The sequence below is a fragment of the Paenibacillus konkukensis genome, from assembly GCF_023523925.1.
In the GTDB taxonomy this organism is placed as follows: Bacteria; Bacillota; Bacilli; order Paenibacillales; family NBRC-103111; genus Paenibacillus_S; species Paenibacillus_S doosanensis.
On the sequence record NZ_CP027059.1, the window covers coordinates 7,867,177 to 7,887,374 of the forward strand.

Consider the following 20,198-nt stretch of genomic DNA (forward strand, 5'->3'; position numbering starts at 1 on the left):
ACAGCAATGGTAGCTTATCTAATGATTTGCCTAAAGATGCGTTTGCACTAAGGGGAGCCGGTCTTAATATTATTCTGATCATCCCAAGTATGGACTTGATTGTTATCAGGACGAGCATGATGAAGCGGTGAACCCGCTGTCTATTTCTCTGGGAAGGAGATTAACGAGTTGGAACCTTTTTTTCAGTTTGATACAGCAGAGAACAGGCAAGCCCTGCTTTCACGTGCAAGAGACGTTGTTCTAACAGCGCTGCGACAGTACGAGCTAGAATGGAATTCCATCCGCTTTATTCAATTGTCAGATACCATTACATACAAAATAGAAACGACTGCATCAAAAAGCTATCTGCTCCGCATTCATTCGGAACGAATGAATAAAGAAGAGATTCGCTCTGAGCTCGTATTTCTCGATGAATTAAAAAACGTACATGGTTTACTTGTCCCTACAGGAATTAAGAGCCTTAATGATTCTGATATACTGGAATGTGCTACCAAAGAAGGCTTTAAAGAACCTCTTGTCACCTTAATGAATTGGGTTGATGGAGAACATTTAAACGGAAAATGTACGGATGATCATCTATATAGTATGGGCGCTATGATGGGCAAACTTCATGTAGCTTCAACTCGTTTCGTTGCGCCTCATGATTTTATGCGACCTCATTGGGGCATCAACAGCCTTAGAACCGACATCCAAAAACTAGAACGATATTATCCAAGATTTTTATCAACCAATGCTTGGAGTCTGTATCAATCAGCTTTTGATAAAATTGCATACCAACTTGAAGTTATGCATCCAACGGATCAGAACTATGGGCTTATTCATGCTGATTTACATACTGGAAACATTGTTTTTAATAACGGACAACCTTATCCGATCGATTTCGGAAGATGCGGCTACGGGTACTTTTTGTACGACATGGCAGGGGCTTTGTTAGAACTTTCCCCGAAACAACGGCAGTTATTTATTCAAGGTTATGAAAGCGTTAAGAGTATAGATGGGGATTATATTTACGAGTTGGAATGTTTTTTCATCATGTTCATGATCGAAAATTACTGTCATCATTGCTCCGATCCCAATGAAACTCCGAATTTGATCCAAGAGCAACAATATGCCCAGGCATATATCCAAGAGTACTTGGACGATAATTCATTTCTGTTCAAGATGGTAGAGCCTATAGAAGTTGACGAAGTTAATAAAGGAGAAACACTATGAAAGATCCAAGAGTTGAACAACTCGCTAAAAATCTTATTGAATATTCAGTTAGGCTGCAACCGGGGGAAAAACTATTAATTGAGCTTGAAGGATTAGAGATTCCTTTGGCTAAAGAGTTGATAAGACAAGCTTATGCTGTCGGTGGAATTCCATTTCTGTTAATCAATAATCATGAATTATTAAGAGAACTACTAATGGGCTGCAATGAAGAACAATTAATAGCAATGGCAACCTACGACTTAACTAGGGTAAAAGAAATGCAGGCTTACATCCTCATCAGAGCCGGAGAGAACATGAATGAATTGAGCGGTGTCTCTCCTGAGAAGATGGCGCTATATCGAAAGCTTTATTCTCAAAAAATCATCGGCAGGCGCTACAACCGTACGAAATGGTGTATACTTCGTTACCCTAACCATGCCATGGCACAGCAAGCTAATATGTCCACTGAAGATTTTGAGGATTTTTATTTTAATGTTTGTAATCTTGATTATTCCAAAATGGATAAGGAAATGGATCATTTAGTGGCGTTGATGGATCAAACGGACAAGGTGAGGATTTCCGGCCCCGGGACAGATGTAACATTCTCAATTAAAAATATGCCTTCGTTCAAAGACGCAGGAATCATGAACCTTCCGGATGGCGAAGTATATACAATGCCGGTTAAAGAATCCGTTAACGGGTACATTTCGTATAATACACCGTCGATTAAAGAAGGGTTTACTTACGATAATATTCGCTTTGAAATACAGAATGGTAAAATTATACATGCTACGGCGAATGATTCGGACCAAATAAATAGATTGCTTGATACGGACCAGGGGGCTAGATATTTTGGGGAATTTGGAATCGGGTTGAACCCCTATATTGAAAAACCAATGAAAGATACTCTATTTGACGAAAAAATATGGGGCAGTTACCACTTAACTCCCGGATGTGTACCTGTAGGATCGCCTGGGAATCAGAATTGGTCAGAATTGCACTGGGATATTGTAAATATTCAGCGATCTGATTTCGGTGGCGGAGAAATATGGTTCGATGATATTCTGATCCGTAAGGACGGATTCTTCATTCCAGAAACATTAGTAGGATTAAACCCGGAAAACCTAAAATGAAGCTTAAGAAGAACGTCAGTTAATACATTCATTCGGAACGATTGACTATTTAAATTATAAGCATTTCCATTATCGTTTAAGGGGATGGAAACCATTGGCTCATAAGCTTGCGGCTGGTGTTGTGATTGTAAAAGATGAAACGGTATTGCTGGTAAAAGATAAGTCCGGCTGGAGTTTGCCGAAAGGGTCGACTGAAATGGGCGAAACATTCCTGAAGACGGCAGAGCGGGAAGCATTTGAGGAAACAGGATTGAAAATAGCCGTTGAAGAAGTTGCTTTTATTACGGAGTATACTTCGGAGAAGTATGGACAATATCTCCATGTTTATTATTCAGGAAGCTTACAATCAGAACAAGGTGAGATGAAAGATCCCGATCTTGATGTGATAGAGGTACGGTTTGTGAATGTAAGGGATTTACGCAATTTCATAAAGTTCCGCCCATGGCTCATACCTTTGGAAAAATGGATTCAAAATAGGGAGTTAAAATACCATTCATTCGATTCAGCCGTTGAAGGATTTTATATTTCTGAAATGAATTGCGAGGATTAGACGATGTCTTTTACGGAACTCAAAGGAAACATTCTTGCTTGCGATGATTGTACAGAAAAGTTCGGGTTTACCCCCGTTCCGATAGTTCATGGAAATGAACGATCTAAAATTATCCAAATCAGCCAAGCCCCTTCGAATAATGTTCATCTCACAAAAAAGCCGTTTAACGATCCTTCGGGAGCGAAGCTGAAATACAAATGGTATCAAATAACCGACGATGTTTTTTACAATGAAGATCATTTTTATATCACTGCATTATCTCATTGCTTTCCCGGTAAAAATGCAAAAGGAGGGGACAATCCTCCACCGTTAGCTTGTGCTCGAAAATGGCTCAGGAAGGAATTGGAAGCCGTTAACAATGAATTATTTGTAATTATCGGATCGAAAGCCGCGAAATTTTTGTTTCCAAATGAAAGTTTTGACGGCCTCGTTTTTAAAAATAATACGTTGAACGATAAACCTGCGATAGTGCTGCCGCATCCTTCGCCGCTGAATAGGAAATGGTTTAAGGATCATCCGCTATTCGAAGAAAAAAGATTACCGGAGATAAGGGAAATCGTCCGAAAAGTTCTTTGGGAAATTTCAGGTTAGCGCTGCGGGCAGGAAATTTTCATTAAAATCAAATTTGCTAAAGATATTGCTGACGGTTAAAGTTATACTGTTCGATACATAGAGACAGAAAGGGAAGGTTACTTTGAAACAAAATAAATATGACGACTTGGGATTTTTTGAGAAATACAGTCAGATGCCTCGCTCGGTCGGCGGCTTGGACGCTGCCGGGGAATGGAGCACCTTTCGGGCATTGATTCCAGATTTGCGCGATAAAAGAGTGCTTGATCTTGGCTGCGGTTTCGGCTGGCATTGCCGTTATGCGCGCGAACACCAGGCTAGGTCGGTTGTAGGCGTCGACCTTTCCGAGAATATGCTGGAACGCGCCAGAACGATGACCGACGATCCGCATATCGAGTATCGGCGCCTTGCGATCGAAGATATCGATTTTGGAGCGGGGGAGTTCGATGTGGTCATCAGCTCTCTTGCGCTCCACTATGTCCAAGACTTCGATAACATCTGCCGTAAAATTTATCATTGCCTCGCAGCGGGAGGAAGCTTCGTGCTCTCGGTTGAGCATCCGATCTTCACCGCGCTGGCGGCGCAAGACTGGTACTACGGCCAACAAGGCGAGAAATTGCATTGGCCTGTCGACGACTACCATAAGGAAGGTCCGCGGCAGGCAAGATTTTTGGAGGATGACGTCATCAAATATCATCGTACCGTTACCAGCTATATCAATACATTAATCGAATCCGGCTTTCAAATCACGAAGCTTTCCGAGCTTCAGCCGACTCAAGAGATGTTAGACCAAAATCCGGCATGGCAAGAAGAAGTGCGGCGGCCGATGTTTTTGCTTATAGCGGTGGTCAAAAATCCATCGGAGAGCGTAAGCAACTAATAGTGACGGCAGTCTAGGACATGTTGATTTGGTCCAAAGCTGCCGTTGTTTGTATACAAGTTTCCCTGAAGAAGATGCGGTTTTGGATAGTTAACGGACTTGAACAGATATGATCGGAGGGACGACGATGGAGCAAAGATTACAAGGTCATATAGCGGTGGTTACGGGGGCCAGCCGACGAGAGGGGATAGGGACAGCTATTTGCCGAAGTTTGGCGAGTGCGGGGGCTGATATTTTCTTTACCGTTTGGCGGGAATACGATGATTCTATGCCTTGGGGCTCGGAGCGGGAATGGGCTGGTTTATTGCGCAACGAGATTCAAGCGATGGGACGACGCTGCGAAAGCATCGAAATCGATTTATCGGATGCGAATGCTCCGGCCCGCTTGCTCGATTCCGTTTCGGAGAAGCTGGGCTCTCCGACGATTCTTGTCAATAATGCCACTCATGATGCGAGTAACGGGTATATGAACGTTGACGCAAAATCTTTTGACAAACATTATGAAGTGAATGTGAGAGCTACTTGTCTTCTTTGCGTTGAATTTGCCCGCCGTTTTAAGAAAGAGAATTGCAAAGCAGGACGCATCGTCAATCTCACATCCGGTCAAGAGCAAGGTCCAATGATCGGATCTTTGGAGTATGTAGCGACGAAAGGCGCCATATCGGCTTTTACCCGTTCCTTGGCTCCGGAAATCGCTTCGCTGGGCATAACGGTGAATGCGGTTAATCCGGGACCTACCGATACGGGATGGATGACGGACTCCATTAAGCAGCATCTTTTGCCGCGGTTTCCCACGGGACGAATAGGTTTGCCGGAGGATACCGCCCGCTTAATTACGTTTCTTGCCAGCGATGAAGCCGAGTGGATTACAGGTCAAGTTATACACTCTGAGGGCGGATTTATTCGAGCATAGTATTTTTTCGATAGATCTTACATTTTACCGGGAATTGGGGTAAACTAATAAGATGACTAAGAAATGGAGTTGAACCATGAGCAACGAAGAAGTTATTTTAACGGAAGAGGGACTGGCCCAAATCGAGGAGGAGCTCCACGAGCTGAAAACGGTCAAACGCAAGGAGTTGTCGGAGAGACTGAAGGTGGCGATCAGCTACGGAGATCTCAGAGAGAACAGCGAGTATCACTCGGCCAAGGACGATCAAGCCTTTATGGAGACTCGCATCCTGACGTTGGAGCGTATGCTGAAGAATGCCAGAGTCGTGGCGTCAAGCGAATTAAATCTGAGTCAAGTCGGAGTGGGCTCTGTCGTGACTCTCAATGATATCGAGTTTGCCGAGAAGATCGAATACCGGATCGTCGGACCGGCCGAAGCTAATGTAGATGAGAACAAGATTTCTTACGAAAGCCCGCTGGGCAAAGAGTTGATGGGTAAAAAAGTCGGCGATAAGATCAAGGTAAATGCGCCTGTGGGCGTATTGCAGTACGAATTGCTTGAGATCAAGGCGAATTAACGGCGTAAGACGAACATTAAGATAAAGACACCCGCTGGGGTGTCTTTTTTTCGCCGCTTTAAGTTAACTTTGGGAGCGGATGTCTTCATAAAGTGCTTCCAGTACATAGCGAATGTCCGGGTCCTCTTCCGTTTTCAGTTGCTCGGTTACTGCCGGCAGTATGCTGTGCCCAAGCTCCAGAAGGAGCTCGTAAGCTTGGTAGCCCGTTCTCCAAAAGGGGAATAGACTAAAATCACTGAATTCCCCGCCGCTGATGGATGACATCCAGTATTGGTATTGTTCTTCTATCGATTTTTCTTTTACCGAGTCGATCCGCTGTTTCAGCGCGTCATCTTTTTCTTTTAAAAGAGGCATTGCTTCATATAGCCGGTCGGTTGGAACGCATTTTCTGATTAAGGAGCCGAGCGTTAAGTAATCCCCGCCGTCTCCGTCGGCTGAAGATACATAGGCTATGAAGTTGTCCGTTCGATTCAGCCCTTGGAAATCATCCTGTAAACGTCTGATGACCTCCATAGCGATCATATAGAGCTGAGAGTCGACTATGCTTTTGTCGAATATGTAAGGGGTATCGATTCGTAAATTATACGGTTGTTCAAGACTGACACAGTAATAAACGTTTAATATGTTTTCTAATGGTTCAGGTATCCCGTCGTACATAAACGAGTAGTCGCCCTCGGAAAATTGATAATCATGATAAATTTGTTCCATAGTACGATTTCGTTCGGGGTAGTTGCTCCGGCTTTTATCGTAAGCGGCTTGTACGCTTTTGTGTAGTTCGGCTAAATTATTCATGTAGACGATAAAGCCGCCGTGAGTGGCGTCCGTATAGATGGAAAAGGTGTAAACGTCCCGATTATTTTCGGTTTCGGAAAATTCGCGAATGCAATCCAGGCAAAAATGATAGAGCAGGTCCTCGATTTCTTTTGAACTGACGAATCTTCCTCGATAATTGACGATATCATCCGTTTCCACTATTTGCTGGTCTGGCAGGCACACCCAAAACCGTCCCTGACCGTCGTAACCTCTTCTCCCGTTAATAAGTCTTCCAATATGAATGTCGTAAGAACTCAAATCCGTCACATCCTCTAGTATAATGATGATCAGCTGCGTTGCCGAAATCCATCACCCATTATAGACAATATGTCCGTATGAAACCAATGGTGCTTCTGTATCATTTTTCCTGTTTAAAGATATGAGGTCACCCCGCATACCCCGGATAGCTCCGAAAACCAGTTTATGTTAAAATATGTCTAACGACATGCAAAAGGTGGATGGGCCCGGATGAATAACTACGCTAATGTAATGGGCATTCAGTTCCCGAAACATACGCTTGACCGCACGGTGGAAATCCTTAACGAAGTGGTAGAACGGAGGCCGCCGGAATTGTTCCATGTGATCACCGTCAATCCGGAAATCACTATGGCCTGCCGGAAGGACGCCGAGCTGCGCGCCATCGTTGAGGAAGCCGGGCTGATTACGGCCGACGGCATCGGCATTGTGATGGTATCCCGTGTCCGCGGCGGGAATCTACCTGAACGGGTGACCGGTTACGATACATTAATAAGACTGCTGGAATCCGGTAATCGGAAGCGGTGGTCGTTCTATATTTTGGGAGCGGACGCGGCCGTAAACGAACGGGCATGCGAGGTGATTGCGGAGCGCTATTCGTCGCTGTGTATCGCTGGGAACCACCACGGATTTTTCAAGCAGGATGAGGAAGAACGGATTGTGGAAGAGATCGCTTCGCTTGCGCCTGACATCCTAATTGTAGCGCTGGGGGCTCCGTACGCCGAAAGATGGATTTACAAGCATAAATCCAGATTGAATGCAGCGATTGCCATCGGCGTCGGAGGCAGTCTGGACGTCATCGCCGGGAAAGTGAAGGAAACGCCGGAAAGCTGGAAGAAGCTGAACGTCGAATGGCTGTACCGGTTGATCCAGCAGCCGGCCAGATGGAGGCGTCAGCTGATTTTGCCGAAGTTCGCTATCAGGGCGTTATTGTTCAGGGAGCGGCAATAAAGCGCTGGTGAAAAAAGAGCGGAAGGGCCATTTGAATCCGGAAAAGCGGTAGCGTTCGCCTTTGAAAACAGCGATCGGAAGATCAGATGGGTACCGAAGCGGACTTTTTCACCACCCTTCAAAAGCGCCCGTCATTCGGGAGATTTGGGAAACCAAGCCGTTTCGGCTTGCGAAAGAGCTGTTCTTAGGGTTAAAAACACCTTGAGAACGGCTCTTTTTTCTATGCCCAAATGGTTCGTTAACAGCGGTTAGGGGATGCGGTGCCTTGCCGGTCCGAAAATGGATGATGAATGACGGATTGACGGATACCGGAAAGTAAGATATGATGATCTAGTAATTTAGTAAATGAGTAATTTAGTGATTAAGTCCGTCGGCACCCGATAAATAACCAATTCATCTATATAGAAAGAAGGAAACGATATGAAAATACCTACGAGTTTGAAGCATAAGCCCGTCGTCGTGTCGGAAAATTATGAGCAGGTGGACGGTCGGCTCGCCGGCAGCACGGATGCGAAAGGACTTTCCTTGGGATTGGCTCAGTGGAACGACAGAGGGAAGGTCGATATTTCTGCCAAAGTATGGAGATACACGGGGGAAAAATGGTCCAGACAGTCCGAGGAGCTGCCGCTTCATCGCGTGCTGGATTTATCTATTCTCATCTGCCGGACGGTATCGCATTTCCGCGAAGCTTACCGGTACGAGCATCTATACGATCCGCAGCAGCCTGTGATCGACCGGATCGGCCTGCAAGGGGACGCCATGACGGTAGCGGTCTGCACGGATAATGACAAAATCAACGAAGATATTAAGCTGTTCAATCAGGCGCTCAGCGACGACGACGAGATGATCGGGGAACGTCTGCGCACGTTGTCCCGAATTTTAAAGGATATGGGATATTAAGGCTCGCTAGGGGCTTCGGCATAAGTATGCTAATAAGATGTGTTTTGAGGTGAAATATTATGAATGATCGTGAATCCTATCTATTATCCCCTGCAAGATCGTTGACGGAAGAAGAGCGCAAGCTCGTTTGGAAAATGCCGCAATCGCATCAAGTCAGCGAAGAGGAGCGGCGGATTTGTCAAGAAATTAAGCGCAATTGGGACCGCGGGGAATTGAAGATCGCCAATGTTTTGCTGGAGGGCGACGCGGGTTCCGGCAAAACGCAGCTCGCCAAAGCGTTGTCCGCCCATTTCGGGCTGCCGTACACGAAGGTGACTTGTTTTGCCGATATGGACAAATCGGATATTATCGGGGCGATCTTGCCGGTCGTTTCATCCGAGCGATTGGAGAAGCTGGAGCCGGAGGATCGGGCCGCGCTCAAGGCGCTGTACGAAAGCGACGGCTTGCAAAGCGCTGCGGAGCTGCTAATGAACGCGTTGGGGGTGACGCGCGATGTCGCCGCGCTCAAGCTGAAGCAGCTCTTGAAGCTTGCCTCGGAACAATCCGACGGAGAGCCGGTGGAGTACCGGTTTTATCCTTCCGAGATCGTCAGAGCTTTCAAGCAAGGGTATTTGCTGGAAATTCAGGAACCGAACGTGATTCGGGACGCCGCCGTGCTGATGGCGCTGAATTCCGCGTTAGAGCTGGACGGAAGCATCAATCTTCCTACTGAAGTCATTCATCGCCACCCGGATTTCATAGCGGTCATTACGGCCAACCGCAGCTATGCCGGGGCAAGGCCGCTTAACGAAGCGCTCCGTGACAGAGTTCAGCATACGGAGAAGATGGACCTGCCGGTCAAAGAAGTGATGATCGAACGGGCGGCGGCCAAAACCGGTTATGGCGACCGCGAAGTGCTGGACGTTCTGGCGGATATTATCATTAGTTTGGACAAAACCGCCCGGGCTAATGCAATGAAAGGCGTAGCCGGGATGCGCTCGTATTTTTATTGGGCCGACGCGGTCGCCGCAGGCGCTGCGCCGAGGCAATCGCTCTATCATAAAGTCATTTATAAAATTACCACCGATTCCGAAGAAATCAGATTGCTGGAAGAAGCCCTCGAAGCCCGCGGTTTGCTGGCGGCGCTGGAGGAAGCTTCGCAGCAGGTAAAAAAAAACGAAACGGCGAAGCCGTAGAAATCCGAACATGGGGGAGCATCGAGCCTATCGATGAGAACCGTGAAGATAAGGACGACGAACAGGGCATTCGGCTAAAAAAATCGGCGGATAGCGACGACGGCGGCGGAGAACCGGGTGAGCCATCCGACCGCATGGAAAGCTGGGACACGGGAGAGAACGGTTCTCCCGTCATTCACGAGGCTAACCCTGAGCCGATGGCGGCCGAGGCGCGGCGGCAGGAGAAGGAGTTCCGCAAACAACTGAACCGCTTCGCCAGAGACATCGTGTCCGATTCGATTCATAAAGGAGTCAAGCTGATCGTTCACCGCCCGGAATACGATGCGGACAATCAGCGGGAATACGTCCGTTTAAGCTCGGAGCTGCTGCCCATCGTGCGGGAGATTGCCCGAAAGACGCTTCCGCTGCTGGAGCATGAGTCCGCTTCCGAATTTGCGAGAAATCACTACTACGGCGCCAAATTTCAAGCGGATAGCGTCGCTTACCGCGACTTCCGGTATTTTGCCAAGAAACGTCCGCCTGCGGAAACCCCTTCTCTGGCCGTCGGCTTAAGAATCGACGAATCGGCCTCGATGGCGGCCTTTGGGAGACTGGAGGCAGCCAAGCGGGCGGTCATCGCCGTATATGAATTTTGCCGGATGTGCGATATTCCGGTGCTGATCTACGGCGATACGGCCGACGTCTCCCGTTTGGAGCAGATGGCGGTCTATGCCTATGCCGATTTGGAGAAGCCTGACCCGAGCGACCGCTTCCGGCTGACGGGCATTCGGGCCCGAAGCAACAACCGCGACGGTATGGCGCTAAGAATTATGGGGGAACGGCTGGCCGCTTCGCCGAAGCAGACCAAGCTGCTGATTAGCATTAGCGACGGCCAGCCCAAGGCGATGGAAGACTATACCGGAAGCCGCGCCGTTCAAGACATGCGCCAGACGATAGCCGAATATGAACGCAAAGGCGTCTCCTTCTTAGCGGCCGCAATCGGCCAGGACAAGGAGGTCATCAGCGGCATTTACGGGGAGGAGCGGTTTCTGGATATTACCGATCTCCATGAATTCCCTGCGAAGCTGGTTCGCATGATCGCCCGCTATTTGCGCTGACGCCAACAGATCAAGGCCGCTCTTATGAGGAGCGGCTTTTTTCTCATGCGATCCGCAGCCGGACGAGCGGCCTGCCGAAATCCTCGGCCTTCGCCCGACGGTTTGTACCGCAAAACGGCAATATGGCTTATAATAACAATCATAACGAAAGCGTTCACATGCGCGTCATCAGTCTTGACAAGCGAGGCTTGACGGGACGGGAGAGAGGACGGGAAACTATGTTTTATTCGCTAAAAAACCGCTTGATCGCTTTTTTCGTCATCCTGCTGGTCGTTTCCTTCGGCACGATGTTCTATTTGCTCTTTCAAGAATCGCGGTCGATGATCCGCTCCTATATCGAATCGTCGGCATTGGAAAAAATGGACGAGTACGGCTCCTTCGTGCATATGGCGCTATCGCAAATGTATGACTTGTCTTCCGTAGTGTTCAACAGCGAGACGACGAAAAAATGGGACAGCGCTTTATCCGATCCTTCTCTGCCGGAAGGCGAGAAGATGCTCGCTAACATTGCGATGAGCCTGTTTCTGACGCAAACGACGAACAACTATTCTATCGCTTCTTCCGTCTCCATTTACCGCAAGGACGGCACCCGCGTCGGCGACGGCAATGAGGTATCGGCGAACATCGAATTTCAGGATGAGGGCTGGTACCGGAAATTCGTCAATGAAGGCGATCATTGGGAATCGGCTCACTCCGATCCGGTGGAGGCGCTGCGTTCCCGGCCGTATCAGGTGCTCAGCCTGATGCTGCCGATCGGCACGTTCGAGCCTACCTTGGCAAAAAGCGTGCTCAAGGTCAATGTGAGCTCCGATTATTTCCTGGAACCGCTGAACCGGATTCATCTTGGAGAGAACGGTACGATCTTCCTCGTCGATCAGGACGGACGCCCGATTCTGTCGCAAGAGGCCGAGTATGACGCTAATCCGAATCTGGCACCGAATGTAGCGCTGGCGCGTTCGGCAGCGGAAAGCCAAGGCGTTCTGTATGTGCAAAACGCGCGGGGGACGACCGATATTCTCGTTTACAAAAAGCTGCAGATGAATAACTGGATGCTGGTCGGACTCGTGCCGGAGAAGGATTTGTTCTTGAAGCTGTTCAAGCTGCGCGACAGCAGCCTGCTCGTCTCCGCGCTGCTGCTCCTCTTCGCCATTATCGGGGCGTCTTGGATTTCCTACGGGATTACGAAGCCGCTGTCGCGGCTCGCCTCTGCGATGCGGCATGTGTGGGCCAGCTTCGTTAACGGCAGCTATGCGCTGGGCGTATCAACATCTGCAAGCGGGAAGGTAACCGGGCCTTGGGTTCACGAAGCGCAGCCGCTTTATCAGGACGACGGCGGCCACGGCATGCTGTTCCGCACCTTCGACGGCCGGTTGATGCTGACGATTCATACGCCCAATCGTACGCCGGACGAACGGCCTATTTTTCTGGAGGTGGAGGATGCGGGCGGGAAGCTTCGCGTTAAGGGAGAGTATTGTGGATTAGAAGCTTGAAAAGCTGGGCGAGAAATTATCCTGAATTTCGAAAGTACTGCGCATTAAAAACATAAAAAGGGCTCCAAATCTTTGGTAGAATGGTGTTTGTCCAGGACAACATCACCCAAAGAGAGGAGCACCTTTTAGGTGAAGTCTACCACACCGGTCAGCAAAATCAAGAGCGAATTTTCGCTGCAGAACGCCACGAGTTTCGGCGGCGTCAAAATCTTTTTGGCCTATCTCGAAAAAATCAAGCTCGCCGAGGCCATGCAGCGCCTTTCCGGCGGCAAAGCGCACAACGCCATTTTTCCTGTTCATCGCATCCTGCTCTATCTAATGGTTGGCTGGATGCTGGGCTGCGGGCGTATTTTTCATTTCCGCAAGTTACAGCACGATGTGTTGCTTTGTCGTTTTCTGGGAGGCCGTCTGCCGCATCACAGTTTGCTGTACAAGGAGCTCGCGCGTCTGGGCAGATCCTGCCCGCAGCTCCCGACGGAACTGCGCAAGCTGAATATGGAAATCATTCATCTCTGCTTGCCGTCCAAGCCAATCCTTGATCTGGACTCCTCGGTGGAGACGGTATACGGGGAGCAGGCCGGCGCGGCCAAAGGCATCAATCCGCATAAGCCCGGACGAAACAGCTACCATCCGTTGCTGGCTTTTGAAGGGCAAACCCACTTGAATCTGAATGCGAGGCTTCGCCCCGGCAACACGCATTCTTCAACCGACGCAATCGACTTTTTGCAGCAAACCTTCGCACTGCTCGGCGAGCGCCAAGTGGCGTACGCCCGGTTCGACAAAGGCTTTGGCGGCGAGGATTTCTACCAACTGTGGGAAGGCCGCAAGATCGGTTACGTCGGCAAAATGAAATGGACCAAACGCCTCGCAAGCGACGTGGCGGCTTGTCGCTACTGGACGCGCTATGTCGACGAGGACTGGATCATCGAGGGCATCACTTTGATTTACAAAGCTACGTCCTGGAAAAAGCCCCGTCGCGTAGCGGTCATTCGTAAGACGCAAGTCTGCGAAGACGGTCAAGGCCGCATCGTATTCGACGAGGACTGGCAGTATGAAGCGATTGTAACCAACCTGGAGTGGGAACCAATTGACCTATGGCGCTTTTACAACCAGCGTTGCTGCATGGAAAATTACATCAAAGAGGCGAAAGACGGTTTTTCCATGGACCGGATCGCGACCAGTGATTTTGAAGCGAATGAAGTCGATCTGCTGATCAAGTTGCTGGCCTACAATTTGTTCGAACGCTTTAAGCGCGATTGTTGCGAACCGATGCATCAGGGTTATACGATTGCAAGATTCCGACTGGAGTTCTTTCATTGCGCGGCGACGCTTGTTCGGCATAGTCGCGCGGTCGTGCTCAAGCTGATCAAGGATTTCGACGGTCGTCATGCATGGAAACGAATCGAAGCCAAAGTGGTTCAATTGGAGTGACGGCTTCCAACATTTCACATGGAAAACAACAATGCCCCTTTCTGGGGAGGGGGGAGTTATCCCCATGTGGATATTGGTTTCAAAATTTCGCTGGTCCCACTCCCACTTATTCACAGTTGTTGATCCGCTCCTGGATGATCGCCACCGCATTCTTATGCGCTTTCGAAATTCAGGATTATTTCATAAAAAGGGCTGCTTCCAAGTAAATTTGGAAACATCCCTTTTTTGATTCATTCTCAAATCAAGGAAGATTTGACATCATTGCAGGTAAAATGTAATAATAAACCCATCGACTACAAATGTAGTCAAAAGAAGGAGGATGGATATGAGCAACATCCCTCGCATTTCTGAATCAGAATTGGAAATTATGAGGATCTTATGGGCAAAAACGCCTTGCACTGCAAATGATGTAATTGAGGAACTGAATAAGACATGGAAACCTAACACAGTGAAAACATTTATTAGCAGGCTTGTAAAGAAAAATGTAGTCAGTTTTAAAGAGGATGGGCGCTCCTATTATTACTATCCTTTAGTAAGTGAAGAGGAGTACTTAAGGACGGAAAGCGAGTCGTTCTTGAAACGTATTTATGGAGGGGCTCTAAAGCCGATGTTAGTTAACTTTATTCGAGATGACGAAACATTGTCCTCAGAGGATATTGCAGAGCTTAAAAGGCTTCTTGATAAAAAAGAATAATTATTTTGAATTCTCATTAGGAAGGATAGGTGAATGTGACAGACATATTGACTTTTTTTCAGTGGGTGTTATCTACTTCTGTAATGGCTACGGTGTTAGTAGGGTTGATTTTGTTGATGAAGCTGTCCCTGAAGGGTAAATTAAGTCCGAAATGGCATTACATGCTTTGGCTTCTCCTGATCATAAGGTTAATCCTGCCTTGGTCACCGGAGAGCTCGTTCAGTGTATTTAATCTTCTGACATTTACCAATAAACAGGAGTCGAATTTTAATTTCCAAAGTATGGATTTTGCTAAATCTCTGGAAGATAGCGTGCCGGAAGAAATAAAACCGTACGAAACGGATCGGCATATGGACAGTCAACCGAGTAGCGATAAAGCGGATTTAGCCGACATTCACGGTTCAACAAGCTATTTGTCTCTATTCCTCCAATGTTCTGCTTTAGTTTGGCTTATGGGAATTCTGATATTGAGTGCCAAGGTATTTCTTGCGAATCGCAAATTTGAGCTAACTATGCGAAATGAAACAAAAAAGATCAACTCTGAAATCGAAAAAACGTACAATATATGCAAAAAGATTTTATTTATCAAAGCGTCGATCCCGATAGTTTTATCAGACAAAGTTTCTAGTCCGACGTTATGGGGAATCCTTCACCCTAAAATCATCATACCAAAATCAGCTGTAAGCAAGCTTACTTCCGATGAATTACGCTATATTCTCCTTCATGAATTAATTCATCTCAAACGAAAGGATATAGCGATCAATTGGATCATGAATGCACTGCTCATTCTACATTGGTTTAACCCTGTTCTTTGGTATGCGTATTCCCGTATGCGTGAAGACCAGGAGATAGCATGCGATGCAGTAGTGCTGAATTGCATCGAACGGAATGAATCCGAAGAGTACGCCAGAACTATTATTAAGCTGATGGAGCATATCTCACAACCTCTTCAATTCCCGGGACTGGCACGTATTTCCGGAAGCAAAAAACAGCTTAGAAGGAGGATAATCATGATCAAACTGTTTAAAAAAAATACTTTTAAACTATCGCTGCTTGGGGTGGCGGTTGCTGCGCTTTTAAGTGTTGTAGCTTTAACGAATGCGAAAGGGGAATCATTAGAGGCATCTCAATTTTCCGAAGAATCAACAGCTATCAGTAAAGATATGGTTGTGAAAATGCTGGGAAGTTCTTTAGATCATTTTACAACGGTGAAGGGGAAGTTCATTGATTCGGCAAGTAAGGAAAAGAGTGCTGTCGAGTTTCAAGTTCGTGAAGGGGAGCAGCCTGCAAGTTATTTAAAAAGCGGGGCCCATGAGGTCATATTTACGAATGGATATTTGATTAATAAAATTAATGGAAAATATGAGACATTGACTTATATCGGCCCTCCGCCGCAAACTCCTGATGAAAAGAAGCTTCCAAAAACGGAGCAGCCACCAAGACGAGATCCGGCAAATTCGGGAATTGCCGAAACGATTGTCGTTCCGGAGCAACAAGCATCGGAATTTCTCAAAGTTTCTGATCTTTGGCAAATAATTGGCGAGGGTTCGCTATTGGGAAGACCGGTAATTCAAATTAGCGGAGATTTGCCTAGTGAGCTCCAAAGTAAATATGATGCGGAAAAATTTACGATGTGGATTGATAAGGAAACAGGTATGTTGTTAAAAAGAGAGCTATACAACCGTAACGGGGAAGTAACAAGTGATTTGACGGTATTGGAGATTGCTATAAACCCTAAATTAGATGAGAGTCTATTTTATATCTCTAAAACAGACTTTGAGGAGCTGTATGGGAAAAGAAAGTAATTCCTAAGTACGTTTGCCCTAAAAAGTCAAGAGTGTGGCAAAAGTCTGCCACACTCTTATTTACTATTAAACCTGAATTTCGAAAGCGCATAAGAATGCGGTGGCGATCATCCAGGAGCGGATCAACAACTGTGAATAAGTGGGAGTGGGACCAGCGAAATTTTGAAACCAATATCCACATGGGGATAACTCCCCCCTCCCCAGAAAAGGGGCATTGTTGTTTTCCATGTGAAATGTTGGAAGCCGTCACTCCAATTGAACCACTTTGGCTTCGATTCGTTTCCATGCATGACGACCGTCGAAATCCTTGATCAGCTTGAGCACGACCGCGCGACTATGCCGAACAAGCGTCGCCGCGCAATGAAAGAACTCCAGTCGGAATCTTGCAATCGTATAACCCTGATGCATCGGTTCGCAACAATCGCGCTTAAAGCGTTCGAACAAATTGTAGGCCAGCAACTTGATCAGCAGATCGACTTCATTCGCTTCAAAATCACTGGTCGCGATCCGGTCCATGGAAAAACCGTCTTTCGCCTCTTTGATGTAATTTTCCATGCAGCAACGCTGGTTGTAAAAGCGCCATAGGTCAATTGGTTCCCACTCCAGGTTGGTTACAATCGCTTCATACTGCCAGTCCTCGTCGAATACGATGCGGCCTTGACCGTCTTCGCAGACTTGCGTCTTACGAATGACCGCTACGCGACGGGGCTTTTTCCAGGACGTAGCTTTGTAAATCAAAGTGATGCCCTCGATGATCCAGTCCTCGTCGACATAGCGCGTCCAGTAGCGACAAGCCGCCACGTCGCTTGCGAGGCGTTTGGTCCATTTCATTTTGCCGACGTAACCGATCTTGCGGCCTTCCCACAGTTGGTAGAAATCCTCGCCGCCAAAGCCTTTGTCGAACCGGGCGTACGCCACTTGGCGCTCGCCGAGCAGTGCGAAGGTTTGCTGCAAAAAGTCGATTGCGTCGGTTGAAGAATGCGTGTTGCCGGGGCGAAGCCTCGCATTCAGATTCAAGTGGGTTTGCCCTTCAAAAGCCAGCAACGGATGGTAGCTGTTTCGTCCGGGCTTATGCGGATTGGTGCCTTTGGCCGCGCCGGCCTGCTCCCCGTATACCGTCTCCACCGAGGAGTCCAGATCAAGGATTGGCTTGGACGGCAAGCAGAGATGAATGATTTCCATATTCAGCTTGCGCAGTTCCGTCGGGAGCTGCGGGCAGGATCTGCCCAGACGCGCGAGCTCCTTGTACAGCAAACTGTGATGCGGCAGACGGCCTCCCAGAAAACGACAAAGCAACACATCGTGCTGTAACTTGCGGAAATGAAAAATACGCCCGCAGCCCAGCATCCAGCCAACCATTAGATAGAGCAGGATGCGATGAACAGGAAAAATGGCGTTGTGCGCTTTGCCGCCGGAAAGGCGCTGCATGGCCTCGGCGAGCTTGATTTTTTCGAGATAGGCCAAAAAGATTTTGACGCCGCCGAAACTCGTGGCGTTCTGCAGCGAAAATTCGCTCTTGATTTTGCTGACCGGTGTGGTAGACTTCACCTAAAAGGTGCTCCTCTCTTTGGGTGATGTTGTCCTGGACAAACACCATTCTACCAAAGATTTGGAGCCCTTTTTATGTTTTTAATGCGCAGTACTTTCGAAATTCAGGTTAAAATAATATTTCTACCAAACAGCGTTAAATTTGCCTGTTACATCTGGGTAATTGAAATTTCTTGCACTAACAGCGTAGTACCCTGAAACTGAGAAAGTCGCATAGTCCGTGCTCGTAGGGCTCAAACTTTTAAATTGCATTTCGGTATATTGTGATCCATTTTTTTCATATAAGCTGGCGATTGTCCAGTTCAGGCTATCGATTGGGTGGTCATTATTTCCAGGAATAGTCTCGACACCAAGAGCTCCGGGAGAATAGATATCTACAGATCTCTCACCAAAGTTATAAGTTAGGAAAGACATTGGGCTCACAGTATCCTCACTTTTGGATGTCTTTCTTACAATAAAATTCTCATTTTCTCCAACTATATTTTGCATATTTGCTATCTGAGAAGAAGCTAAAGAAGTACCAAGCTCGGCTGCTTGTTTTTCTAAAATTTCCTTTGGGGTAACAACGATATTAGTAGGATCTACTTTCCACTTATCCCCTTCTAATACTACATCATAAGGAATTACAGGGTATTCTTTACCATTCTCTGTTTTTTTGACTTGAACTTCGTATTCAGAATCATTAATTTTTTGGGTTTTTATAATATCAATTTCAATGTTTCCTTCTTTTAAGTGAGAAGATACATATTTTGTACTATCATCCTGAGAATGAGCCACATTATTAAGATACTTAGCAGAATCTTTTTTATTTAAACTATCAAAAAAATCTTTGACAGTTTGCTCCACTTCTAGTTTAATAGGCTGAATTGATTCAGAGATATTTTGCTCATTTGCTCCAGCGGAGTGTCTTTGAAATGGTGCGGCAGAGACTGGATATACGCTAGCAATTAATGTAGACAATGCAATTGTAGAAATGAGTGCTGTTTTTTTCATGGATTAGCTCCTTTTTCTTATATATTTTTATTACAAAATTTATAATATCACATTTTTTTACTTAATTAACCATTATTTATAAAAAAGAGTAAATTAGTCCCTGATTATTCTTTGTTTGTGAATTATTAATGAATAATATAAGTGCAAATGTACTAATTGCTAGACCTATTTCTAACAACATTAGAAGCTTTTGAGTTTATGCAGTATCTATCGATTTTTATTATCGCCTTCACCCCTCCCCAACAGGTTTCATGTAAGGATAACGGCGGATCATTCGGATGAAATTCATGGCGGGGGCGGACAACGGTTCGTGTTTGCGGGTGCAGATGGCTATCGTGTTTTTTAGATGAATTCCTTCTACATACACCCGGCACAGTTCTCCGCGTTCTACATAGTCTCGCACGACGAGGGAAGAGACGAAGTTCGCGCCGTATCCGGCGACGACCGCCGTGATAGCTTCGTGCAGTCCGTTGAACTGCAGAGAGATCGTGGGCTCCGGCGAGTTGAACGTACGGCAAAGCGACAGCAGCCTCTCTCTCGTCGAGCTGCCTTCCTCGCGCATGACGAACGGTTCTTTCATCATGTCGGTCAAGGAAACCCGCCGATTCGCATATTTGTGGGTCGGGGCGACTACAAACCACAGCTCGTCTTGAAACAGCTCCTCGGTGTGAATCGAATCCGGATAGTTCTCGGGAACGCCGCCGTAGACGGCTATATCGGCTTCGACCTGGAGCAGCTGCTTCATCGCATCGCTCGAATTGGTTGTCGTGATGATCATCTCTACTTGCTCGTACTGCTGCTTAAATTTGGCGATCCAGGCGGGAATTAGAAAATGGGCGGGCAAATAAGTGGCCGCAAGCCGAATGCAGCCCTTCGCTCCGCTTTTGTAATCCCGGGCGAATTGTTCGATCTGCTGCTCTACGGCGAACAGCCGCTTGGCTAATAGGGTTAGCTCTTCTCCGGCATCCGTCAATGCGATCCCTCTGCCTTGCGGTTTGAATAAGGTGAGCTCCAGCTCTTTTTCAAACTTTTTCACTTGTGCGGTAATGGCGGGCTGGCTAATATTCAAAAGCTCCGAAGCGCGGGTTACGCTGCCTGTCGAAGCGATAACATGGAATAATCGCAAAGCATGCAAATTCATATGGAGTCCTCCTCATCCTGTCATGAATTAATCATATATTAAAACTATAATTTGTACAAAATTATATATTATATTTATGATTTGGCTTCGAATATAATGATCTCGTAAGGAA

General features: G+C 47.0%; 19 protein-coding genes. 15 read left to right on the forward strand and 4 right to left on the reverse strand.

What is annotated here, in order from left to right:
- The first annotated feature begins 168 nt into the window (after positions 1-168).
- The 7 genes from SK3146_RS34440 to greA all read left to right on the forward strand — a co-directional run bounded on the left by SK3146_RS34440 (position 169) and on the right by greA (position 5,793).
- On the forward strand, positions 169-1,212 hold the full coding sequence (locus SK3146_RS34440) for a phosphotransferase enzyme family protein (RefSeq protein WP_249863032.1): 1,044 nt from the start codon (positions 169-171) through the stop codon (positions 1,210-1,212).
- The gene (locus SK3146_RS34445) at positions 1,209-2,324 is read left to right on the forward strand and encodes an aminopeptidase (protein ID WP_249863033.1); all 1,116 of its coding nucleotides are present in this window, start codon (positions 1,209-1,211) and stop codon (positions 2,322-2,324) included. Before SK3146_RS34440 ends, SK3146_RS34445 begins: the two co-directional genes overlap by 4 nt.
- A gap of 94 nt (positions 2,325-2,418) precedes the next feature.
- The gene (locus SK3146_RS34450; RefSeq protein ID WP_249863034.1) at positions 2,419-2,874 is read left to right on the forward strand and encodes an NUDIX domain-containing protein; all 456 of its coding nucleotides are present in this window, start codon (positions 2,419-2,421) and stop codon (positions 2,872-2,874) included.
- A 3-nt stretch (positions 2,875-2,877) separates the two neighbouring features.
- Complete coding sequence (locus SK3146_RS34455; protein ID WP_249863035.1) at positions 2,878-3,465, forward strand: uracil-DNA glycosylase family protein; 588 nt, start codon at positions 2,878-2,880, stop codon at positions 3,463-3,465.
- A gap of 103 nt (positions 3,466-3,568) precedes the next feature.
- The gene (locus SK3146_RS34460) at positions 3,569-4,324 is read left to right on the forward strand and encodes a class I SAM-dependent methyltransferase (RefSeq protein ID WP_249863036.1); all 756 of its coding nucleotides are present in this window, start codon (positions 3,569-3,571) and stop codon (positions 4,322-4,324) included.
- 127 nt (positions 4,325-4,451) lie between these two features.
- A complete protein-coding gene (locus tag SK3146_RS34465) occupies positions 4,452-5,237 on the forward strand; it encodes an SDR family oxidoreductase (RefSeq protein ID WP_249863037.1) in 786 nt (261 codons plus the stop codon).
- Positions 5,238-5,313: 76 nt separating this feature from the next.
- On the forward strand, positions 5,314-5,793 hold the full coding sequence (greA, locus tag SK3146_RS34470; protein ID WP_249863038.1) for a transcription elongation factor GreA: 480 nt from the start codon (positions 5,314-5,316) through the stop codon (positions 5,791-5,793).
- 63 nt (positions 5,794-5,856) lie between these two features.
- Here greA and SK3146_RS34475 read toward each other — a convergent pair whose 3' ends face one another.
- Positions 5,857-6,864 carry a DUF4303 domain-containing protein gene (locus tag SK3146_RS34475; protein ID WP_249863039.1) on the reverse strand — a complete coding sequence of 336 codons (1,008 nt, stop codon included), beginning with the start codon at positions 6,862-6,864 and terminating at the stop codon, positions 5,857-5,859.
- Positions 6,865-7,074: 210 nt separating this feature from the next.
- Between SK3146_RS34475 and SK3146_RS34480 the strand changes: the two genes are divergently transcribed.
- From SK3146_RS34480 to SK3146_RS34515, 8 genes are all read left to right on the forward strand, one after another.
- Positions 7,075-7,812, forward strand: a complete 738-nt coding sequence (locus tag SK3146_RS34480; protein ID WP_249863040.1) for a WecB/TagA/CpsF family glycosyltransferase — start codon at positions 7,075-7,077, stop codon at positions 7,810-7,812.
- A 420-nt stretch (positions 7,813-8,232) separates the two neighbouring features.
- Positions 8,233-8,712, forward strand: a complete 480-nt coding sequence (locus SK3146_RS34485; protein ID WP_249863041.1) for a DUF6530 family protein — start codon at positions 8,233-8,235, stop codon at positions 8,710-8,712.
- A 59-nt stretch (positions 8,713-8,771) separates the two neighbouring features.
- Positions 8,772-9,887 (forward strand): AAA family ATPase, encoded by a 1,116-nt coding sequence (locus tag SK3146_RS34490; RefSeq protein WP_249863042.1) that lies wholly within the window; start codon positions 8,772-8,774, stop codon positions 9,885-9,887.
- 134 nt (positions 9,888-10,021) lie between these two features.
- Complete coding sequence (locus SK3146_RS34495) at positions 10,022-10,984, forward strand: vWA domain-containing protein (RefSeq protein ID WP_249863043.1); 963 nt, start codon at positions 10,022-10,024, stop codon at positions 10,982-10,984.
- Positions 10,985-11,202: 218 nt separating this feature from the next.
- On the forward strand, positions 11,203-12,474 hold the full coding sequence (locus SK3146_RS34500) for a cache domain-containing protein (RefSeq protein WP_249863044.1): 1,272 nt from the start codon (positions 11,203-11,205) through the stop codon (positions 12,472-12,474).
- A gap of 129 nt (positions 12,475-12,603) precedes the next feature.
- Positions 12,604-13,905: an IS1380 family transposase gene (locus tag SK3146_RS34505; RefSeq protein ID WP_249860377.1), complete on the forward strand. Its 1,302-nt coding sequence runs from the start codon at positions 12,604-12,606 to the stop codon at positions 13,903-13,905.
- A 325-nt stretch (positions 13,906-14,230) separates the two neighbouring features.
- A complete protein-coding gene (locus SK3146_RS34510) occupies positions 14,231-14,599 on the forward strand; it encodes a BlaI/MecI/CopY family transcriptional regulator (RefSeq protein ID WP_249863045.1) in 369 nt (122 codons plus the stop codon).
- A 29-nt stretch (positions 14,600-14,628) separates the two neighbouring features.
- The gene (locus SK3146_RS34515) at positions 14,629-16,404 is read left to right on the forward strand and encodes a M56 family metallopeptidase (protein WP_249863046.1); all 1,776 of its coding nucleotides are present in this window, start codon (positions 14,629-14,631) and stop codon (positions 16,402-16,404) included.
- 246 nt (positions 16,405-16,650) lie between these two features.
- Here SK3146_RS34515 and SK3146_RS34520 read toward each other — a convergent pair whose 3' ends face one another.
- The 3 genes from SK3146_RS34520 to SK3146_RS34530 all read right to left on the reverse strand — a co-directional run bounded on the left by SK3146_RS34520 (position 16,651) and on the right by SK3146_RS34530 (position 20,086).
- A complete protein-coding gene (locus SK3146_RS34520) occupies positions 16,651-17,952 on the reverse strand; it encodes an IS1380 family transposase (protein ID WP_024982794.1) in 1,302 nt (433 codons plus the stop codon).
- 123 nt (positions 17,953-18,075) lie between these two features.
- Positions 18,076-18,945: an ATP synthase subunit B family protein gene (locus SK3146_RS34525; RefSeq protein ID WP_249863047.1), complete on the reverse strand. Its 870-nt coding sequence runs from the start codon at positions 18,943-18,945 to the stop codon at positions 18,076-18,078.
- A 229-nt stretch (positions 18,946-19,174) separates the two neighbouring features.
- Entirely contained in the window at positions 19,175-20,086 is a 912-nt protein-coding gene (locus SK3146_RS34530) for a LysR family transcriptional regulator (protein WP_249863048.1), read from the reverse strand.
- Positions 20,087-20,198: the final 112 nt, after the last annotated feature.